Origin of the sequence: Pseudomonas sp. PS01303 (genome assembly GCF_029959385.1) — a bacterium.
Lineage (GTDB): Bacteria > Pseudomonadota > Gammaproteobacteria > Pseudomonadales > Pseudomonadaceae > Aquipseudomonas > Aquipseudomonas rustica.
Genome location: NZ_JASCPK010000132.1, coordinates 1 through 16,511 on the forward strand (window position 1 = coordinate 1; position 16,511 = coordinate 16,511).

Consider the following 16,511-nt stretch of genomic DNA (forward strand, 5'->3'; position numbering starts at 1 on the left):
GTGGGAGCGAGCCTGCTCGCGAAGAGGCCGTGTCAGTCAACCTTAACGTTGAATGACACACCGCATTCGCGAGCAGGCTCGCTCCCACATTTGCAATGCATTCCTGTAGGAGCTGTCGAGTGAAACGAGGCTGCGATCTTTTGATCTTGTTTTTAACGGCAAGATCAAAAGATCGCAGCCTTCGGCAGCTCCTACAGGGGTTTTCAGTGGGAGCCGGCGGCTTTGTTGAGGTCGCTTTCGCTCCATTCGGTGTAGACGCAGGCATCAGCCGTGGCCCAGCGCACTTGCACAGGATCGCCAGCCTTGAGCGGCATGCCCGCCGCCGACAGTGCTTTCACCGTCATTGAGGTTCCGCCCGAGGTGACCACGCTGCAGGTCTGGCTTTCGCCGAGAAACAGCACTTCTACGACCTTCGCTGAAACCTCGTTCCAACCCGATGGCAACGGTTCGCTGATCGCTTGCGCCACGCTCAACGCCTGCGCTTTTTCCGGCCGCACCATCAGCAACACATCCTGATCGGTGTGCAACGCAGCGGTCAGGCGAATCGATAATGACTGCCCTTCAAAAGAAGCCGCCGCATTGCCCTGCGCCTTGAGCTTGAGGAAGTTCGAGTTACCGAGGAACGAGGCGACAAACGCATTCGGCGGATTCTGATAAAGGTCATAACCACTGCCCAATCCAACAATCTTGCCGTGACTGAAAATCGCGATGCGTTGCGACAAGCGCATGGCTTCTTCCTGATCGTGGGTCACGTAAACGATGGTGATGCCCAGACGACGATGCAATTGGCGCAATTCATCCTGCAAATCCTCGCGCAGCTTTTTATCCAGCGCGCCGAGCGGTTCGTCCATCAACAGAATGCGTGGTTCGTAGACCAAGGCGCGGGCGATGGCGACACGCTGTTGCTGGCCGCCAGACAGTTGCGAAGGGCGGCGATGAGCGAACTGATCGAGCTGCACTAGTTTCAACATCGCATCGACACGCTTGTCGCGCTCAGCCGCCGCGAGTTTGCGAATCGCCAGAGGAAACGCAATGTTGTCGCGCACCGACAGGTGCGGGAACAGCGAATAGCGTTGAAACACCATGCCGATGTCACGCTTGTGCGGCGGCACATTGACCAACGATTCACCGTTGACGAGGATCTCGCCGCTACTCGGCGTTTCAAACCCGGCGAGCATCGACAGTGTGGTGCTTTTGCCCGAGCCGCTGGAGCCGAGGAAGGTGAGGAATTCACCGTCCTTGATGTCCAGCGAGATGTTGTCGACGGCGGCAAAGTCGCCGTAGTGCTTGTTCAGGTTGCGCAGGCTGACCAGGGGTTTGTCGTTCTGCTGGGAAGCGTCTTTGATCACGGCACTCATGTCGTACTCCTGGCGCTCAGGCGCTGATTTCGTTGCGCCGGCGCAATGCGGCGGCGATGACCATGACCAATACCGACAAGCCAATCAGCAGCGTCGAAGCGACGGCGATCACTGGCGTCAGATCCTGGCGCAAGGTGGTCCACATTTTCACGGGAAGGGTTTGCAGGGTCGGGCTGGCCATCATCACGCTGAGCACCACTTCGTCCCACGAAACCAGAAAGGCGAAGAGGGCGCCGGCGACCATGCCCGGGCGAATCGCCGGGAACGTCACCTTGAACACCGCTTGCAGGCGTGACGCACCGCAAATCACCGCCGCGTCTTCAATCGACTGATCGAACAGCTTCAACGAGTTGATGATCGAGATGATGGTGAACGGCAGCGCGACGATCACATGGCTGACCACGAATGCGAACATGGTCCCGGTGTAACCGAGCTTGAGGAACAGCGCGTACACCGCCACGGCGATGATCACCAGCGGCACGATCATCGGCAGGGTGAACAGGCCGTAGAGCATTTCCCGGCCGGGAAAACGTCCGCGCACCAGCGCGAACGCAGTCGGCAAACCGAGGGCCACGGCGCAGATCGTGGTCAGCACAGCGACCTTGAGGCTGGCAGCCGCAGCGTTCATCCAGTCCGGGTTGGAGAAGAACTGGCCGTACCATTTCAGCGTCCAGCCCGGTGGTGGAAACACCAGCCACTGCGAGGAACCGAAGGACAAAAGCACGATGAACACGATCGGCAACAGCAGGAACAGACCGATCAGCCCGGTGGTGGCGTAGAGGCCGAAGCGCATCCGGCGGCTCATCGCATTGGGGGTCAGGAGCATGTCGGCTTACCTCGCGTTACTGGCGCCAACCGGGGATTCCGGCTGAAGCTTCAGGTAGAAGTAGAACAGCACCAAAGTGATCGCGATCAGCAACGCGGCGCCGGCGCTGGCCAGGCCCCAGTTGAGGAACGATTGCACCTGCTGAATGATGAACTCCGGCAGCATCATGTTCTGCGCGCCGCCGAGCAGCGCCGGGGTCACGTAGTAACCGAGCGACATGACGAACACCATCAGGCCACCGGAGGCCAGACCCGGCCGGCACAGCGGCAGGAACACCCGGAAGAAGTTGCTCCACGGACTGGCGCCGCAAATCGAACCGGCCTGCAGGATCATCGGGTCGATGGCTTGCATGGTCGCCTGCAACGGCAGGACGATGAACGGAATCATGATGTAGCTCATGCCGATCACCACGCCGGTGAGGTTGTGCACCATCTCCAGTGGCTGATCGATGATGCCCATCGCCATCAACGCCTTGTTGATCACGCCCGACGCTTGCAGCAGCACCAGCCACGAATAGGTGCGGGCGAGCAGGCTGGTCCACATCGACAGCAGCACGATGTTGAGAATCCAGCGCCCCCAGCCGCGCGGCACCAGAGTGATCGCCCAGGCCAGCGGAAAGCCCAGCAGCAAGCTGAACAGTGTCACCAGCCCGGCCACCGAAAAGGTGTTGAGCAGCACTCGGGCATAGGCCGAGTTGGCGAACAGTTGTTCATAGTTGCCGAGGCCTGGCGTCGGTTCGAGCACGCCGCGCAGCAGCAGGCCGATCAACGGCGCGAGAAAGAACAGGCCGATGAACAGCAGCGCCGGTACGAGGTTGCCGGCGCCGCGCCAGCGTTGTCTGAGGGACGGGGCTTGCTGCATCGCAACCGCCTGTGTTCCGTGAGCCGAGCCGGCAGCGCTTTGGGCGCTGTCGGTGGCAGTGGAGGGACGGGACGCGGTGGCCGCCATTTTCATTTGACCAGCCATTCGTTCCACCGTGTCGCGATGGCCTGGCCGTTTTTGGCCCAGTACGCGAAATCAAGAGTGATCTGATCCTTAGCGTAGGCAGTCGGCAGGTTGGGGGCCAGCGCCGAATCCAGACGCTCCACACTGTCGAGGTTGACCGGGGCGTAGGCGGTCAGGTTGGAGAAGTCGGCCTGGCCTTTGGCGCTGCTGGCGCTGGCGAGAAACTTCATCGCTGCGTCCTTGTTTTTCGAGCCCTTTGGAATCACCAGAATGTCGGCCATGACCAGGTTCTGTTTCCAGCTCACGCCGACCGGCGCGCCGTCTTCTTGCAGGGCGTGAATGCGACCGTTCCAGAACTGGCCCATGCTCGCCTCACCGGACGCCAGCAGTTGCTGCGACTGCGCGCCGCCGCCCCACCAGACGATGTCTTTCTTGATGGTGTCGAGCTTTTTGAAGGCGCGATCCAGGTCCAGCGGGTAGAGCTTGTCGGCAGGTACGCCATCGGCCAGCAGCGCCAATTCGAGCACGCCGGGGCTTGGCCATTTGTAGAGGGCGCGTTTGCCCGGGTAGGTCTTGGTGTCGAACAGGGCGCTCCAGTCCTGCGGCTTGTTGGCGCCGAGTTTGCCCTCGTTGTAGCCGAGGACGAAGGAGAAGAAGAACGAGCCGACGCCGTAATCGCTGACGAAACGCGGGTCGATCTTGTCGCGCTGAATCACTTTGAAATCGAGGGGTTCGAGCAGGCCTTCGGCAGCGGCGCGTAGGGCGAAGTCGGCTTCGACATCGACCACGTCCCATTGCACGTTGCCGCTCTCGACCATGGCTTTGAGTTTGCCGTAGTCGGTCGGGCCGTCCTGCACGACGGTGATGCCGCTGGCCTTGCTGAACGGATCGGCCCAGGCCTGTTTCTGCGCGTCCTGGGTGCTTCCGCCCCAACTGACGAAGTTCACGCTGTCGGCCGCCATTGCAGCCTGGCCGGTGACGCTGAGCAGTCCCGCGAAAAGGATCGCGGTTGCAGCTTTGTTCAACACCATGTTCACGCCCTCATTGTTGTGTTTTTGAGCGGGCTTGCGTTGTTGCCCGCCTATCGGGAGCAGTAGATGGACGTTCGTTGAAGTGTCCGGTCTATGGAATATCATATTATGGTATTCCAAACTTTGTGCAAGCACTTTGCCTTACCGGTTATCTGTTGATTATGGTTTTTTGGATGTACTCGGCATGAGATGCAGGGCGCACTTCAGATCCAGCCCCTCACCCCAGCCCTCTCCCAATGGGAGAGGGGGAAAGGGAGCCCATCTTCGTGCTGTTCAAAACCTGAGTTCGGCTCGGTATCTCAGGTCGGCGTATAGCGTGCAATCACCTCGGTCGGCTCCCTCTCCCTCCGGGAGAGGGCTGGGGTGAGGGGATTTTTACTCGGTGAAGGGGATGCTCTCGACCACTTCCAGGTCATACCCGGTCAACCCGGCGTATTTGAGTGGCGGGCCGAGATGGCGGAGTTTGCCAACCCCCAGATTCTGCAAAATCTGCGCCCCAGTCCCCACCTCGGAATAAATCCGCGATTGCGAACGACTGAACTGCCGCGGCGGCTGGGTCAATTGCGGCACGCGCTCCAGCAGCGCCTGCGACGACTCGTGATTGGCCAACACCACCACAACCCCATGCCCCTCAGCCGCGACCCGTTGCAACGCCGCCCACAACGTCCAGTTCGCCGGCCCGCTGTATTCCGCGCCAACCAGATCCCGCAGCGGATCAATCACATGCACGCGCACCAGCGTCGGCTCTTCGCGGCGCAGATCGCCCATGACCATCGCCATATGCACGCCGCCCTCGATGCGATCCTCAAAGGTGATCAAACGGAACGTGCCATGCACCGTCGGCAGCTCACGTTCGCCAATCCGCTCGATGGTGTGTTCGGTGCTCAGGCGATAGTGGATGAGGTCGGCGATGGTGCCGATCTTGATCCCGTGTTTGCGCGCAAACACCTCCAGATCGGGACGCCGCGCCATGGTGCCGTCGTCATTCATTACTTCGACAATCACCGAAGCCGGGGTGAAACCGGCCAAGCGAGCCAGATCACAACCCGCTTCGGTATGCCCGGCGCGGGTCAGCACGCCACCTTCCTTGGCGCGCAGCGGGAAGATATGACCGGGCTGCACCAGGTCTTCGGCGCGGGCATTCGGCGCGACAGCGGCGGCAACCGTGCAGGCGCGATCCGCCGCCGAGATACCGGTGGTCACGCCAACTGCCGCTTCAATCGACACGGTAAACGCGGTGCTGAACACGCTGCCGTTGGCCGGCACCATTTGCTCAAGACCCAGACGCTGGCAGTGGTCGTCGGTCAGCGTCAGGCAAATCAGCCCGCGTGCTTCACGGGCCATAAAGCTGATCGCTTCTGGCGTGCAACGGTCGGCGGCCAGTAACAGGTCGCCTTCGTTTTCGCGGTCTTCGTCATCGACCAGCAAAACCATTTTGCCGAGACGATAATCTTCGATGATTTCTTCGATGCTGTTGAAGGCCATGCTGGACTCTCAGGGTTCGTTGGAAATATATTGGTATACCATAATACAAAATTAGCAAAGAGGTCACTATGAAGGCGTACTGGATTGCTCATGTGGACATAGCCGATGCCGATCACTACAGCCAATACACCCAGCGCGCCCCGGCGGCTTTCGCAGCGTTCGGCGCGAAATTTCTGGCGAGGGGCGGGCGCAGCGAAGCGATGGAAGGGTGCAAGACGCCACAGCGCAGCGTGGTGATTGAATTTGAAAGCTACGAAAAAGCCGTGGCGTGCTACCACTCGGCGGCGTATCAGGAGGCGAAAAGTTACCGCGAAGAATGGGCGAAGGCGGAGATCATCATCGTCGAAGGCATCACCCTATTTAAGACTCACCGTGAACCCCTGTAGGAGCTGCCGAAGGCTACGATCTTTTGATTGATCGTTCCCACGCTCCGCGTGGGAATGCAGCCCGGGACGCTCCGCGTCCCTTTTAGAGCCGAACGCGGAGCGTCCGAGGAGGCGTTCCCACGCGGAGCATGGGAACGATCAATGTGATCAGCGGATAAAGTGGATCTTGCCGCTATCGTCATTGCCCATATAGATCCCATAAACCCCAGCCTGACGCTCTTCGATATAGCGCTCGAGAATCTGCCGGATCGCCGGGTAGTAAATCTGCTCCCACGGAATGTCTTCCGGCGCGAAGAACTTGTAATCCATGGTCTCCGGTCCGTACTGCCCGGTAATCTCCAGCGCGATCGCGCGGAAGATGATGTACACCTCGCTGATCTTCGGCACGCTGAAAATCGAGTACGGCGAAACGATTTCCGCGCGCACGCCGCTTTCTTCCCAGACTTCACGAATGGCAGCTTGCTCAGTGGTCTCGCCGCTTTCCATGAAACCGGCCGGCAGCGTCCAGGTGCCCGGGCGCGGCGGGATCGCCCGTTGGCACAGCAGATATTTGCCGTCCTGCTCGATGATGCAGCCGGCAATGATCTTCGGATTGACGTAGTGGATGTAGCCGCAGCCGCGACACATCAGGCGCTCGTGCGTATCGCCCGCCGGTATCTGCTGACCGAGGTCAGGGCCACCGCATTTCGGGCAATAGCTCGGGCTGAACATGTCAGTGACCTATACGGGGTTCTTTCAAGGCGATGGGCAGGGTCATCGCCGGCGTGCCTTTAACAACAGAGCCGGTCTCTTCCTGCTTGCGCTTGAGATAGTCGAGCGCTACCGCAGCGGCAGCGCGAACGTGATCAACACAGGCCTGATGCGCCACCAGCGGATCGCCGCTCTTGATCGCCTCGACCATTTTTTCCATTTCCTGATTACTCGCGCCGCGCCGATTTTCCTGCGACACCGAAGTCGCACGCAGGTAGCTGATGCGTGCCTGCAACTGACGCAACTGAGTCGCCGCAACATGGTTGCCCGAGCCTTCGAGCAGCACGTCGTAGAAGCCTTGCACCGAGTCAATCACCTGTTGCAGTTCGCCGTCCTTGAGCGCCTTGCGGTTCTCGTCGAGGGCTTTTTCCAGGGCTTTGATGTCCTTGGCTTTGGCGCGCAGGGTGAACAGCTGCACGATCAAACCTTCGAGTACGCAACGCAGTTCGTAGATGTCGACGGCATCGGCGAGGGTGATGATCGCCACGCGCGGGCCTTTGGCATCGGCGAACTCAACCAGACCTTCGGATTCCAGGTGACGCAAGGCCTCGCGCACGGAGGTGCGGCTGACGCCAAGGCGATCGCACAGATCGCGCTCGACCAGACGATCACCGGGCATGAGCTGGAAATTCATGATCGCGCTACGCAGTTTATCCAGCACGATTTCGCGCAGGGTAACGGGGTTGCGATTGACCTTGAAGCTGTCGTCGAGTGGCTGGCGTTTCATGGGATCCGCTCTTTCGGTTGGCTGTCCATGCCAGACGGGCATCTAAACAGCCGAGGGGTTAACTGGGGCTTCGGCGTCGGCTTCGGCGAAGGCTTCACGGGCCAGCCGGAAACTGTCCACGGCTGCCGGAACGCCGCAATAAATGCCGACCTGAAGCAGAATTTCGCGTATTTGCTCACGACTCAGGCCGTTACGCAAGGCGCCACGCACATGCAGCTTGAGTTCGTGCGGACGGTTGAGCGCCGAGATCATCGCCAGGTTGATCATGCTGCGCTCCTTGAGCGACAAACCTTCACGACCCCAGACATGGCCCCAGCAGTATTCGGTGACCATTTCCTGCAGCGGGCGGGTGAAGTCGTCGGCGTTGTCTATCGAACGCTGCACGTAGGCTTCGCCCAGCACCTGAGTGCGGATCTTCAGGCCTTTTTCATACTTCTCGTTACTCATCATTCCTCCCATCACCCAATTCCCCTGTAGGAGCTGCCGAAGGCTGCGATCTTTTGATCTTGCTCTTAAAAATCAAAGTCAAAAGATCGCAGCCTTCGGCAGCTCCTACAGGGAATCGTGTCTGGCAATCAGGCCAGGGTCGGCAACGGGCCGAGCTTGCCTTTGTGGTAGATCATCGGTGTCACCGGTTGCGCGGGCAGGATCAGGTTCTTCACCGCGCCAACGATGATCGCGTGATCGCCGCCGTCATATTCACGCCACAACTCGCACTCGATGATCGCCGTGGCTTTGGCGAGAATCGGGTTACCGAGTTCGCTCAAATGCCACTCGATACCGGCGGCTTTGTCCTTGCCTTTACCGGCAAAGGCATAGGCCTCAGCCGTCTGGTCAGCCGACAGCAAATGAATCGCAAACTTCTTGCTGTCACGCAGAATCGGATAAGTGTCGGAGGCGTAGTTAGGGCAGAACAGCACCAGCGCCGGGTCAATCGACAGCGCACTAAAAGCGCTGGCGGTGATGCCGACAATGCCGCCCTCCGGGTCAACAGTGGTAACCACCGTGACGCCGGACGGGAAGGAGCTCATGACGTCTTTGTAAATGCCGGGTTCGATCATTTCGCAGGACTCCTAGCGCATCACAAACGGATCAGGCATTGGCGCCTGAGACAAGTTGATCCACACCGTTTTCAGTTCGGTGTAGGCCAGCACCGAATCGATGCCGCTTTCGCGTCCATAGCCACTGTTCTTGAAGCCGCCGATCGGTGCCATCGCTGACACCGCGCGGTAAGTGTTGACCCAGATAATCCCCGAGCGCACATCGCGAGCGAGGCGATGCGCCCGGCCCAAATCACGCGTCCAGATGCCGGCGGCGAGGCCGAACTGCGAGTCGTTGGCGATGGCCAGCGCCTCGGCTTCATCTTTAAAGCGAATCACCGAAGCCACCGGGCCAAAGACTTCTTCCTGCATGATCTTCATCGAATTGCGGTCGCATTCGAACAGCGTTGGCTCGTAGAACCAGCCGTCACCGAGATCGGTCGGCCGCTTGCCGCCAGTGCGCAACCGCGCGCCCTCAGCGATGGCATCAGCGACCAGACCTTCGACCACCGCCAGTTGCTGCGCGGTGGCCATCGGGCCCATTTCGCTGGCGTCTTCCTGCGGGTTGCCGATGCGAATGCGCTGGGCGCGTTCGACCAGGCGATTGACGAATTCGTCGTAGATTTCGTCCTGCACTAAAAGGCGTGAGCCAGACACGCAACTCTGCCCGGACGCCGCATAAATCCCGGCAATCGCGCCGTTGATCGCGCTGTCGAGATCGGCGTCGGCGAAGATGATGTTCGGCGACTTGCCACCCAGTTCCAGCGACAGCTTGGCGAAGTTCTCGGCGCTGCTACGCACCACATGCCGCGCTGTCGCCGCGCCGCCGGTGAAGGCGATTTTGCGGATCAGCGGATGGCGGGTGAGGGCGGCGCCCGTGCTCGGGCCGTAACCGGTGACGACGTTGACCACGCCCGGCGGAATCCCGGCTTCGAGGGCCAGACGCGCCAGCTCAAGAATCGTTGCCGAGGCGTGCTCGGACGGTTTGATCACAATCGTGTTGCCAGCGGCGAGGGCCGGGGCGAGTTTGATCGCGGTCAGATACAGCGGGCTGTTCCACGGAATGATCGCCGCGACCACACCCATCGCTTCGTGCACGGTGTAGGCGAACAGATCCGGCTTATCCAGTGGCAGCGTGCCGCCTTCGAGCTTGTCGGCAAGGCCGGCGGTGTAGTGGAAAAATTCGGGCAGATAGCTGACCTGGCCACGGGTCTCGCGGATCAGCTTGCCGTTGTCGCGGCTTTCCAGCTGCGCCAGTTGTTCTTTATTTTCGGCGATCAAGTCACCGAGACGGCGCAGCAACTTGCCCCGTGCGGTGGCGGTCAGGCCGCGCCATGCCGGGCTGTCGAAAGCCGTCTGTGCCGCTTGCACGGCGCGTTCGACGTCCGCTTCATCAGCGTCAGGCAATTCTGCCCAGGCTTGCGCGGAGGCCGGGTTGAGGCTTTCGAAAGTCTTGCCGGAGAGGGCGTCGACCCATTCTCCGCCGATGCACATCTGGAAGCGTGCGAGTGTCATGCAACGATCCCCTGTATAGGGTTTTGTCGGGAGTGTGCGAATTCGAGAAATTCCAGCAGCGTCTGGTTGACCAGACGCGGCGACTCTACGGGCATCATATGCCGTTGCTCGGCCAGCACGGCAACCTTCGCACCGGGGATGCGTCGGGCCAGTTGCTCGGCCATTTCCGGGGTCGAACCCGGGTCGAGTTCGCCGGTGGCGATCAGCGTCGGCGCTTGAATACTGCCCAAGTCGTCAACGCGGTACATGTCTTGGGTGGCGAACAATTCGTAGGTGGTCAGATAGCCTTGCGGATCATTACCGGCGAGGGTCTGGCGGATCGCCGCGATCTGCGCCGGGTTGGCCGCCTGATACTCGCGGCTGAACCAGCGCGACAGCGCCGCTTCGGCATTGGCGTCCGGGCCGTGCTCGGCTGCTTGCGCGGTGCGAGCGATGACGCCGGCTCGCTGTTCTTCGCTGCGGTTGAACACGCTGTTCAACACCACCAGGCTTTGCAGGCGCTCCGGGTAATGCAGGGCAAAGGCCCGCGCGACCAGGCCGCCCATGGAGAAGCCGATCACCGCTGCCTGCGGCAAATTCAAGTGATCGAGCAGCTCCAGCAACTGATCGGCGTAACCGAGCAGGTTGGTGCCACTGGCCGGTCGCGGGCTGGCGCCATGGCCGAGCATGTCGTAGGCGATCACCCGGTATTGGCTGGACAGGCCGACAATCTGGCCGCCCCACATTTCTTTATTCAGGCCCACGCCGTGGATCAAAACCACGGGCTGGCCTTGGCCGGTCGCCAGGTAACTGGTGCCAGCCGGGGTGAGTTCAGCGGTGAGCCGAATCATGGAGCGCTCCTGCAATGCCTTTTTATTGTGATTACTGGGCTTTTTCGGCGGCCAGTTCTTCCAGATCGATGTAGCGGTTACCGATGCGCGGGTGCAGGCGACCACCGTCGGCGCAGCCCAGCACGACGACGATTTCGTCGGCACGCGGCGCGTCTTCGATCTGCATTTCCAGGGTGATGTAGTGCGAACGCTGACCTTCGTCGTCCTTGTGCATCATCGGGATCTGAATCGAAGTGCCCGGGCCGCCGCGCTTGTTGGTGAAGCTCAGGTAGCTTTTGGCGTTGACGGCTTCGCGGTAGTGGTTGCCGAAGCGCAGGGTGTGGATTACGGCGGAGGCGTGTTCGATCTCGCCATCAGCACCGACCACGGCGGCTTTGCCGTAGGCCTCGATTTTTTCCGCGCCACCGATGATGCCGACCAGACGCTCGACCATCAGCGCACCGAGGTCGGAGCAGTTGGCGCGGATCTGCGGTTTGAGGTCTTCGACGAAACCGTTGCCCACCCAAGGGTTTTTCATCACCACGGCGAGGCCGACCATGGTCACTGGCTTGTCAGTGGCTTTGCCGCCTTCGATGAAGGTTTCTTCGACATAGCTGACGATCTTGCGAATTTCGAAACTCATGAGCTGCTCCGTAGGTGGATTGAGAGTGTCTGTGCGTCTGATGGTATACCATAATACCGATCGTGCAAGTCCCCCTCATAAGATTCCCTTCATCCATCCGACGAATCCTCCGTCATAACAACGCGAAATCCCTGTAGGAGCTGCGGCACGCTGCGATCTTTTGACTTTTTAAAAGCCAGGATCAAAAGATCGCAGCCTCGTTTCACTCGTCAGCTCCTACAGGGGGATGCGTTCAGCCCGTGCGGTTAACAAAAGATAACGTGGCGCCGATTGTCAGACGTTTCTAAAGCCCGATAGGATGAGCCAGCTTCCGAAGTGGCTCTGGATTGCGGGTTTCAGGACTATGCTTCTGATCTGCCATCAGCGGAGCACACTTGCGGCGCCCTTGAAGGCCAAATGGCCTAACAATAATAAATAGGGGAAGGTCTATGAGTCGTTGCCGCCCGCCGGCGTTACGCAACACCGCGTTGCTGGCCACAGCACTCTCTCTGCTGGGCTTTGCCACGTTGTCGGCACCCGTGATTGCCGCCGAGGCTCCGGCCGACGTGGTCTATGCCACCGAATCCAGCAAAGCCGCGAAAAGCCTGATTCTTGATGTCGTCCACGCCGGTGCACGTCTGGTCGCGGTCGGGGATCGCGGGCACATCGTCTATTCCGATGACCAGGGCAAAACCTGGAAGCAGGCCAAAGTGCCGAGCCGGCAACTGCTGACTTCCGTGTATTTTGCCGACGACAAACACGGCTGGGCGGTCGGCCACGACGCGCAAATCCTCGCCAGCGAAGACGGCGGTCTGACCTGGACCAAGCAATTCGAAGACCTCAAACGTGAATCGCCGCTGCTCGACGTCTGGTTCAAGGACGTAAACAGCGGCTTTGCCGTGGGCGCTTACGGTTCGCTGATGGAAACCACCGACGGTGGCAAACACTGGGAAGACGTCAGCGATCGCCTCGACAACGAAGACCAGTTCCACCTCAACGCCATCGCGGCGGTGAAAGACGCCGGCCTGTTCATCGTCGGCGAGTCGGGCAGCATGTTCCGCTCCGCCGACTGGGGTCAGACCTGGGAAAAACTCGAAGGCCCGTACGAAGGTTCGCTGTTCGGCGTGATCGGCACGGCCCAGGCGCAAACCCTGCTGGCCTACGGCTTGCGCGGCAACCTCTACCGCTCTACCGATTTCGGCAGCAGCTGGGAGCAGGTCGAACTGAAAGCCGCGCGCGGTGCGCTGGAGTTCGGCCTGTCCGGCGCAACCTTGCTGCCTGACGGCTCGATCGTCATCGTCGGTAACGGCGGCTCGGTGGTCAGCAGCAGCGACAACGGCGAAACGTTCAGCGTGTTCAACCGTCCGGATCGCATCTCGCTGTCTTCCGTCACCGCGGCCGGCGACGGCAACCTGATTCTGACCGGGCAGGGTGGCGTTCACACCACTCAGCCAAACGGCGCCGAAGTTAATAATAAGAAGGCGGGGCTATGACTTCCTTGATCACTCCTCAGCAGGAAAAGGCGACGTTCCTTGAACGCCTGATCTTCAACAACCGCCCGGCAGTGATTCTGATCTGTCTGGTCGTGAGCATTTTCCTGTTCTGGCAGGCGACGCTGATCCGCCCGTCGACCAGTTTCGAAAAAATGATCCCGCTCAAGCATCCGTTCATCGAGAAGATGATGGAGCACCGCAACGACCTGGCGAACCTCGGCAACACCGTGCGCATTTCGGTCGAAGCGACTGACGGCGACATCTTCTCCAAGGAATACATGGAGACCCTGCGCCAGATCAACGACGAGGTGTTCTACATTTCCGGCGTTGACCGTTCCGGTCTGAAGTCGCTGTGGAGCCCGAGCGTACGCTGGACCGAAGTGACCGAAGAGGGTTTTGCCGGCGGTGAAGTGATCCCGCAGAGCTACAACGGCTCGCAGGACAGCCTCGATCTGCTGCGCAACAACGTGCTCAAGTCCGGCCAGGTCGGGCGTCTGGTGTCCAACGACTTCAAGTCGAGCATCGTCGATATCCCGCTGCTCGAGTCGTACCCGGATCCGCAGGATCAGGGCAAGTTGCTCGCGCTGGACTACCGCCAGTTCTCCCATGAACTGGAAGACAAGATCCGCACCAAGTTCGAAGCACAGAACCCCAACATCAAGATCCACATCGTCGGTTTCGCCAAGAAGGTTGGTGACCTGATCGACGGTCTGGTGATGGTGGTGCTGTTTTTCGGCATCGCGTTTGTCATCACCCTGATCCTGCTGCTGTGGTTCACCAACTGCGTGCGCAGCACTATCGCGGTACTGAGCACGACGCTGGTGGCGGTGGTCTGGCAGCTTGGGTTGATGCACTTCTTCGGCTTCGGGCTCGATCCGTATTCGATGCTGGTGCCGTTCCTGATCTTCGCCATCGGTATCTCCCACGGCGTACAGAAGATCAACGGTATCGCCCTGCAATCCAGTGAGGCCGATAACGCCCTGACCGCAGCGCGGCGCACCTTCCGGCAACTGTTCCTGCCGGGGATGATCGCGATTCTCGCGGATGCGGTGGGCTTCATCACGCTGCTGATCATCGATATCGGCGTGATCCGTGAACTGGCGATCGGCGCGTCCATCGGCGTCGCGGTAATCGTGTTCACCAATCTGATCCTGCTGCCGGTCGCCATTTCCTATGTCGGCATCAGTAAGCGTGCGATTGCCAAAAGCAAGAAAGACGCAAACCGCGAACACCCTTTCTGGCGTCTGCTGTCGAACTTCGCCAACCCGAAAGTTGCACGCATCTCGGTGGTGCTGGCGCTGATCGCTTTCGGTGGCGGCCTCTGGTACAGCCAGAACCTGAAAATCGGTGACCTCGACCAGGGCGCACCGGAGCTGCGTCCAGACTCGCGCTACAACAAGGACAACAACTTCATCATCAACAACTACTCGACCAGTTCCGACGTGCTGGTGGTGATGGTCAAGACCAAGGCTGAAGGCTGCTCACGCTACGAAGCCATGGCGCCGATCGACGAGCTGATGTGGAAGATGCAGAACACCGAGGGCGTGCAGTCGGCGATCTCCCTGGTGACCGTGTCCAAACAGATGATCAAAGGCATGAACGAGGGCAACCTGAAATGGGAAACCCTGTCGCGCAACCCGGACGTGCTGAACAACTCGATTGCCCGTGCAGACGGCCTGTACAACAACAGCTGCTCGCTGGCGCCGGTACTGATCTTCCTCAACGATCACAAGGCTGAGACCCTCGATCGTGCAGTGGCTGCCGTGCAGGAATTCGCCAAGGACAACAACAAGGACGGTCTGGAATTCATCCTCGCGGCCGGTAACGCCGGGATCGAAGCGGCCACCAACGAAGTCATCAAACAGGCTGAACTGACCATCCTGATTCTGGTGTACATCTGCGTGGCGGTGATGTGCATGATTACCTTCCGTTCGTGGGCAGCGACGTTGTGCATCGTCCTGCCGTTGGTGCTGACCTCGGTACTCGGCAACGCGCTGATGGCGTTCATGGGCATCGGCGTGAAAGTCGCGACGCTGCCGGTGGTGGCGCTGGGTGTGGGGATTGGCGTCGACTACGGCATTTACATCTACAGCCGACTGGAGAGTTTCCTGCGTGCGGGGCTGCCGCTGCAGGAAGCCTATTACCAGACGCTGAAATCCACCGGTAAAGCGGTGCTGTTCACCGGTTTGTGCCTGGCGATTGGTGTGTGCACCTGGATCTTCTCGGCGATCAAGTTCCAGGCCGACATGGGCCTGATGCTGACCTTCATGCTGCTGTGGAACATGTTCGGTGCGCTGTGGCTGCTGCCGGCACTGGCGAAGTTCCTGATCAAGCCGGAGAAACTGGCGGGGCAGAAGGGCAACTCGCTGTTTGCGCATTGATCTGAAGGGCTGAAACGACAAAGCCGCAACCTTAGGGTTGCGGCTTTTTTTGTGGCTCAAGATCAAGAGCCCCTCACCCTAACCCTCTCCCGGAGGGAGAGGGGACTGATTGGGGGAGATTGGAGATTTACGCCGACTTGAACGGTTTGCTGTGAATCCATAATCGACTCGGTTTTTCAGGTCGATGTATGACGAAGCACAACTCGGTCAGTCCCCTCTACCTCTGGGAGAGGGCTAGGGTGAGGGCAGAGGATCTCAAGCGTTAAGTGAGTTCAGCGCCAAGCACAACACTCAAAGCACTACGCGCATCATCCAGCTGCACCAACGTCGCATGCCGAGCCCCCAGCGCATCGCGGTTCTCAATGGCAGTCAAAATTGCCTTATGCCGCGGCAACGCCAATTCATGCAAATTCGGCCGCTGATTCGAATGCTTCAACGCCTCGGCAATCGCCACCGACAACATGTTGCACAGATTCGCCAGCAAATCATTGTGCGTCGCATCGGCAATCCGGCTATGGAAATCCAGATCCGGCTGCAACAGCGCTTCCGGCGTCGGCGCCGCTTCCATGCGCTGATACGCCTCACCAATCGAAGCAATATCCGCCTCGGTCGCATGCTGAGCGGCGAGGGCGGCTGCCGCCGGCTCAATAATGCTGCGCACACTGGTCAGCACATTGAAGAATTCATTCTGCGGGCTGCTTTGCATCAGCCAGTGCAGCACGTCCGGGTCGAGCATGTGCCATTCGCGCCGTGCCTTGACCACCGTACCCACGCGCGGCCTGGAATACACCAGCCCCTTGGCCACCAGCACTCGCGTGGCTTCACGCAACACCGGACGGCTGACCGCGTACTCTTCGCAGAGCAAGGCTTCGGCGGGCAGTTTGTCGTCGGGCTTGAAGCGTCCGGAGACGATCTGCATGCCCAGTTCCTGGACGATGCGCGAGTGCATGCTTTTGCGGTCGGAGGGTTTGCGGTAATCCATGGGGAACGGCGCGATCCTGAGCGATGGAGATGCCGCGCATCATAGCAGGCACGGCACAATCTTGAGGGAGTACACAAAACCAGATGTAGGAGTGAGCCTGCTCGCGATAGCGGTGTGTCAGCTGAACAATTGCTGACTGACACGCCGCTATCGCGAGCAGG

General features: G+C 59.9%; 16 protein-coding genes and 1 pseudogene. 4 read left to right on the forward strand and 13 right to left on the reverse strand.

Annotated elements, in window-relative coordinates; all coding sequences use genetic code 11:
- Window positions 1-87 (forward strand): annotated as a pseudogene (locus QMX93_RS24635) (metal ABC transporter ATP-binding protein); the annotation flags it as partial.
- 116 nt (window positions 88-203) lie between these two features.
- Here the strand turns inward: QMX93_RS24635 and QMX93_RS24640 are convergent.
- From QMX93_RS24640 to ribBA, 5 genes are all read right to left on the reverse strand, one after another.
- Window positions 204-1,358 carry an ABC transporter ATP-binding protein gene (locus QMX93_RS24640; RefSeq protein ID WP_282358276.1) on the reverse strand — a complete coding sequence of 385 codons (1,155 nt, stop codon included), beginning with the start codon at window positions 1,356-1,358 and terminating at the stop codon, window positions 204-206.
- A gap of 16 nt (window positions 1,359-1,374) precedes the next feature.
- A complete protein-coding gene (locus QMX93_RS24645) occupies window positions 1,375-2,184 on the reverse strand; it encodes an ABC transporter permease (RefSeq protein WP_007918021.1) in 810 nt (269 codons plus the stop codon).
- Between the two features lie 6 nt (window positions 2,185-2,190).
- On the reverse strand, window positions 2,191-3,138 hold the full coding sequence (locus QMX93_RS24650; RefSeq protein ID WP_212546113.1) for an ABC transporter permease: 948 nt from the start codon (window positions 3,136-3,138) through the stop codon (window positions 2,191-2,193).
- Window positions 3,135-4,160, reverse strand: coding sequence for an ABC transporter substrate-binding protein (locus tag QMX93_RS24655; protein WP_212546097.1), 1,026 nt, complete (start codon window positions 4,158-4,160; stop codon window positions 3,135-3,137). Before QMX93_RS24655 ends, QMX93_RS24650 begins: the two co-directional genes overlap by 4 nt.
- Window positions 4,161-4,535: 375 nt before the next feature.
- Entirely contained in the window at window positions 4,536-5,645 is a 1,110-nt protein-coding gene (ribBA, locus tag QMX93_RS24660) for a bifunctional 3,4-dihydroxy-2-butanone-4-phosphate synthase/GTP cyclohydrolase II (RefSeq protein WP_212546096.1), read from the reverse strand.
- Between the two features lie 68 nt (window positions 5,646-5,713).
- Here ribBA and QMX93_RS24665 point away from each other — a divergent pair, with 68 nt between their 5' ends.
- On the forward strand, window positions 5,714-6,031 hold the full coding sequence (locus QMX93_RS24665; RefSeq protein WP_282358277.1) for a DUF1330 domain-containing protein: 318 nt from the start codon (window positions 5,714-5,716) through the stop codon (window positions 6,029-6,031).
- Between the two features lie 147 nt (window positions 6,032-6,178).
- On the opposite strand, the gene QMX93_RS24670 is transcribed toward QMX93_RS24665, so the two are convergent.
- The 7 genes from QMX93_RS24670 to QMX93_RS24700 form a co-directional block, all read right to left on the reverse strand.
- On the reverse strand, window positions 6,179-6,742 hold the full coding sequence (locus QMX93_RS24670) for an NUDIX hydrolase (protein ID WP_095111462.1): 564 nt from the start codon (window positions 6,740-6,742) through the stop codon (window positions 6,179-6,181).
- Between the two features lies 1 nt (window position 6,743).
- Window positions 6,744-7,508: a GntR family transcriptional regulator gene (locus QMX93_RS24675; RefSeq protein ID WP_053121182.1), complete on the reverse strand. Its 765-nt coding sequence runs from the start codon at window positions 7,506-7,508 to the stop codon at window positions 6,744-6,746.
- 42 nt (window positions 7,509-7,550) lie between these two features.
- Window positions 7,551-7,955: a carboxymuconolactone decarboxylase family protein gene (locus tag QMX93_RS24680; protein WP_053121180.1), complete on the reverse strand. Its 405-nt coding sequence runs from the start codon at window positions 7,953-7,955 to the stop codon at window positions 7,551-7,553.
- 128 nt (window positions 7,956-8,083) lie between these two features.
- Entirely contained in the window at window positions 8,084-8,569 is a 486-nt protein-coding gene (locus QMX93_RS24685; RefSeq protein ID WP_053121178.1) for a flavin reductase family protein, read from the reverse strand.
- A gap of 12 nt (window positions 8,570-8,581) precedes the next feature.
- The gene (locus tag QMX93_RS24690; protein WP_053121176.1) at window positions 8,582-10,063 is read right to left on the reverse strand and encodes an aldehyde dehydrogenase; all 1,482 of its coding nucleotides are present in this window, start codon (window positions 10,061-10,063) and stop codon (window positions 8,582-8,584) included.
- Window positions 10,060-10,893: an alpha/beta fold hydrolase gene (locus QMX93_RS24695; protein ID WP_159815099.1), complete on the reverse strand. Its 834-nt coding sequence runs from the start codon at window positions 10,891-10,893 to the stop codon at window positions 10,060-10,062. The genes QMX93_RS24690 and QMX93_RS24695 overlap by 4 nt, the downstream gene beginning before the upstream one ends.
- A 31-nt stretch (window positions 10,894-10,924) precedes the next feature.
- Window positions 10,925-11,515, reverse strand: a complete 591-nt coding sequence (locus QMX93_RS24700; protein WP_007917992.1) for an amino acid synthesis family protein — start codon at window positions 11,513-11,515, stop codon at window positions 10,925-10,927.
- A gap of 428 nt (window positions 11,516-11,943) precedes the next feature.
- Here QMX93_RS24700 and QMX93_RS24705 point away from each other — a divergent pair, with 428 nt between their 5' ends.
- Together QMX93_RS24705 and QMX93_RS24710 are read left to right on the forward strand one after the other, a co-directional pair.
- Entirely contained in the window at window positions 11,944-12,987 is a 1,044-nt protein-coding gene (locus tag QMX93_RS24705; RefSeq protein WP_282358279.1) for a YCF48-related protein, read from the forward strand.
- Complete coding sequence (locus QMX93_RS24710) at window positions 12,984-15,368, forward strand: RND family transporter (RefSeq protein ID WP_053121170.1); 2,385 nt, start codon at window positions 12,984-12,986, stop codon at window positions 15,366-15,368. The genes QMX93_RS24705 and QMX93_RS24710 overlap by 4 nt, the downstream gene beginning before the upstream one ends.
- 262 nt (window positions 15,369-15,630) lie before the next feature.
- On the opposite strand, the gene QMX93_RS24715 is transcribed toward QMX93_RS24710, so the two are convergent.
- Window positions 15,631-16,350 carry a FadR/GntR family transcriptional regulator gene (locus QMX93_RS24715; RefSeq protein WP_053121168.1) on the reverse strand — a complete coding sequence of 240 codons (720 nt, stop codon included), beginning with the start codon at window positions 16,348-16,350 and terminating at the stop codon, window positions 15,631-15,633.
- Window positions 16,351-16,511: the final 161 nt, after the last annotated feature.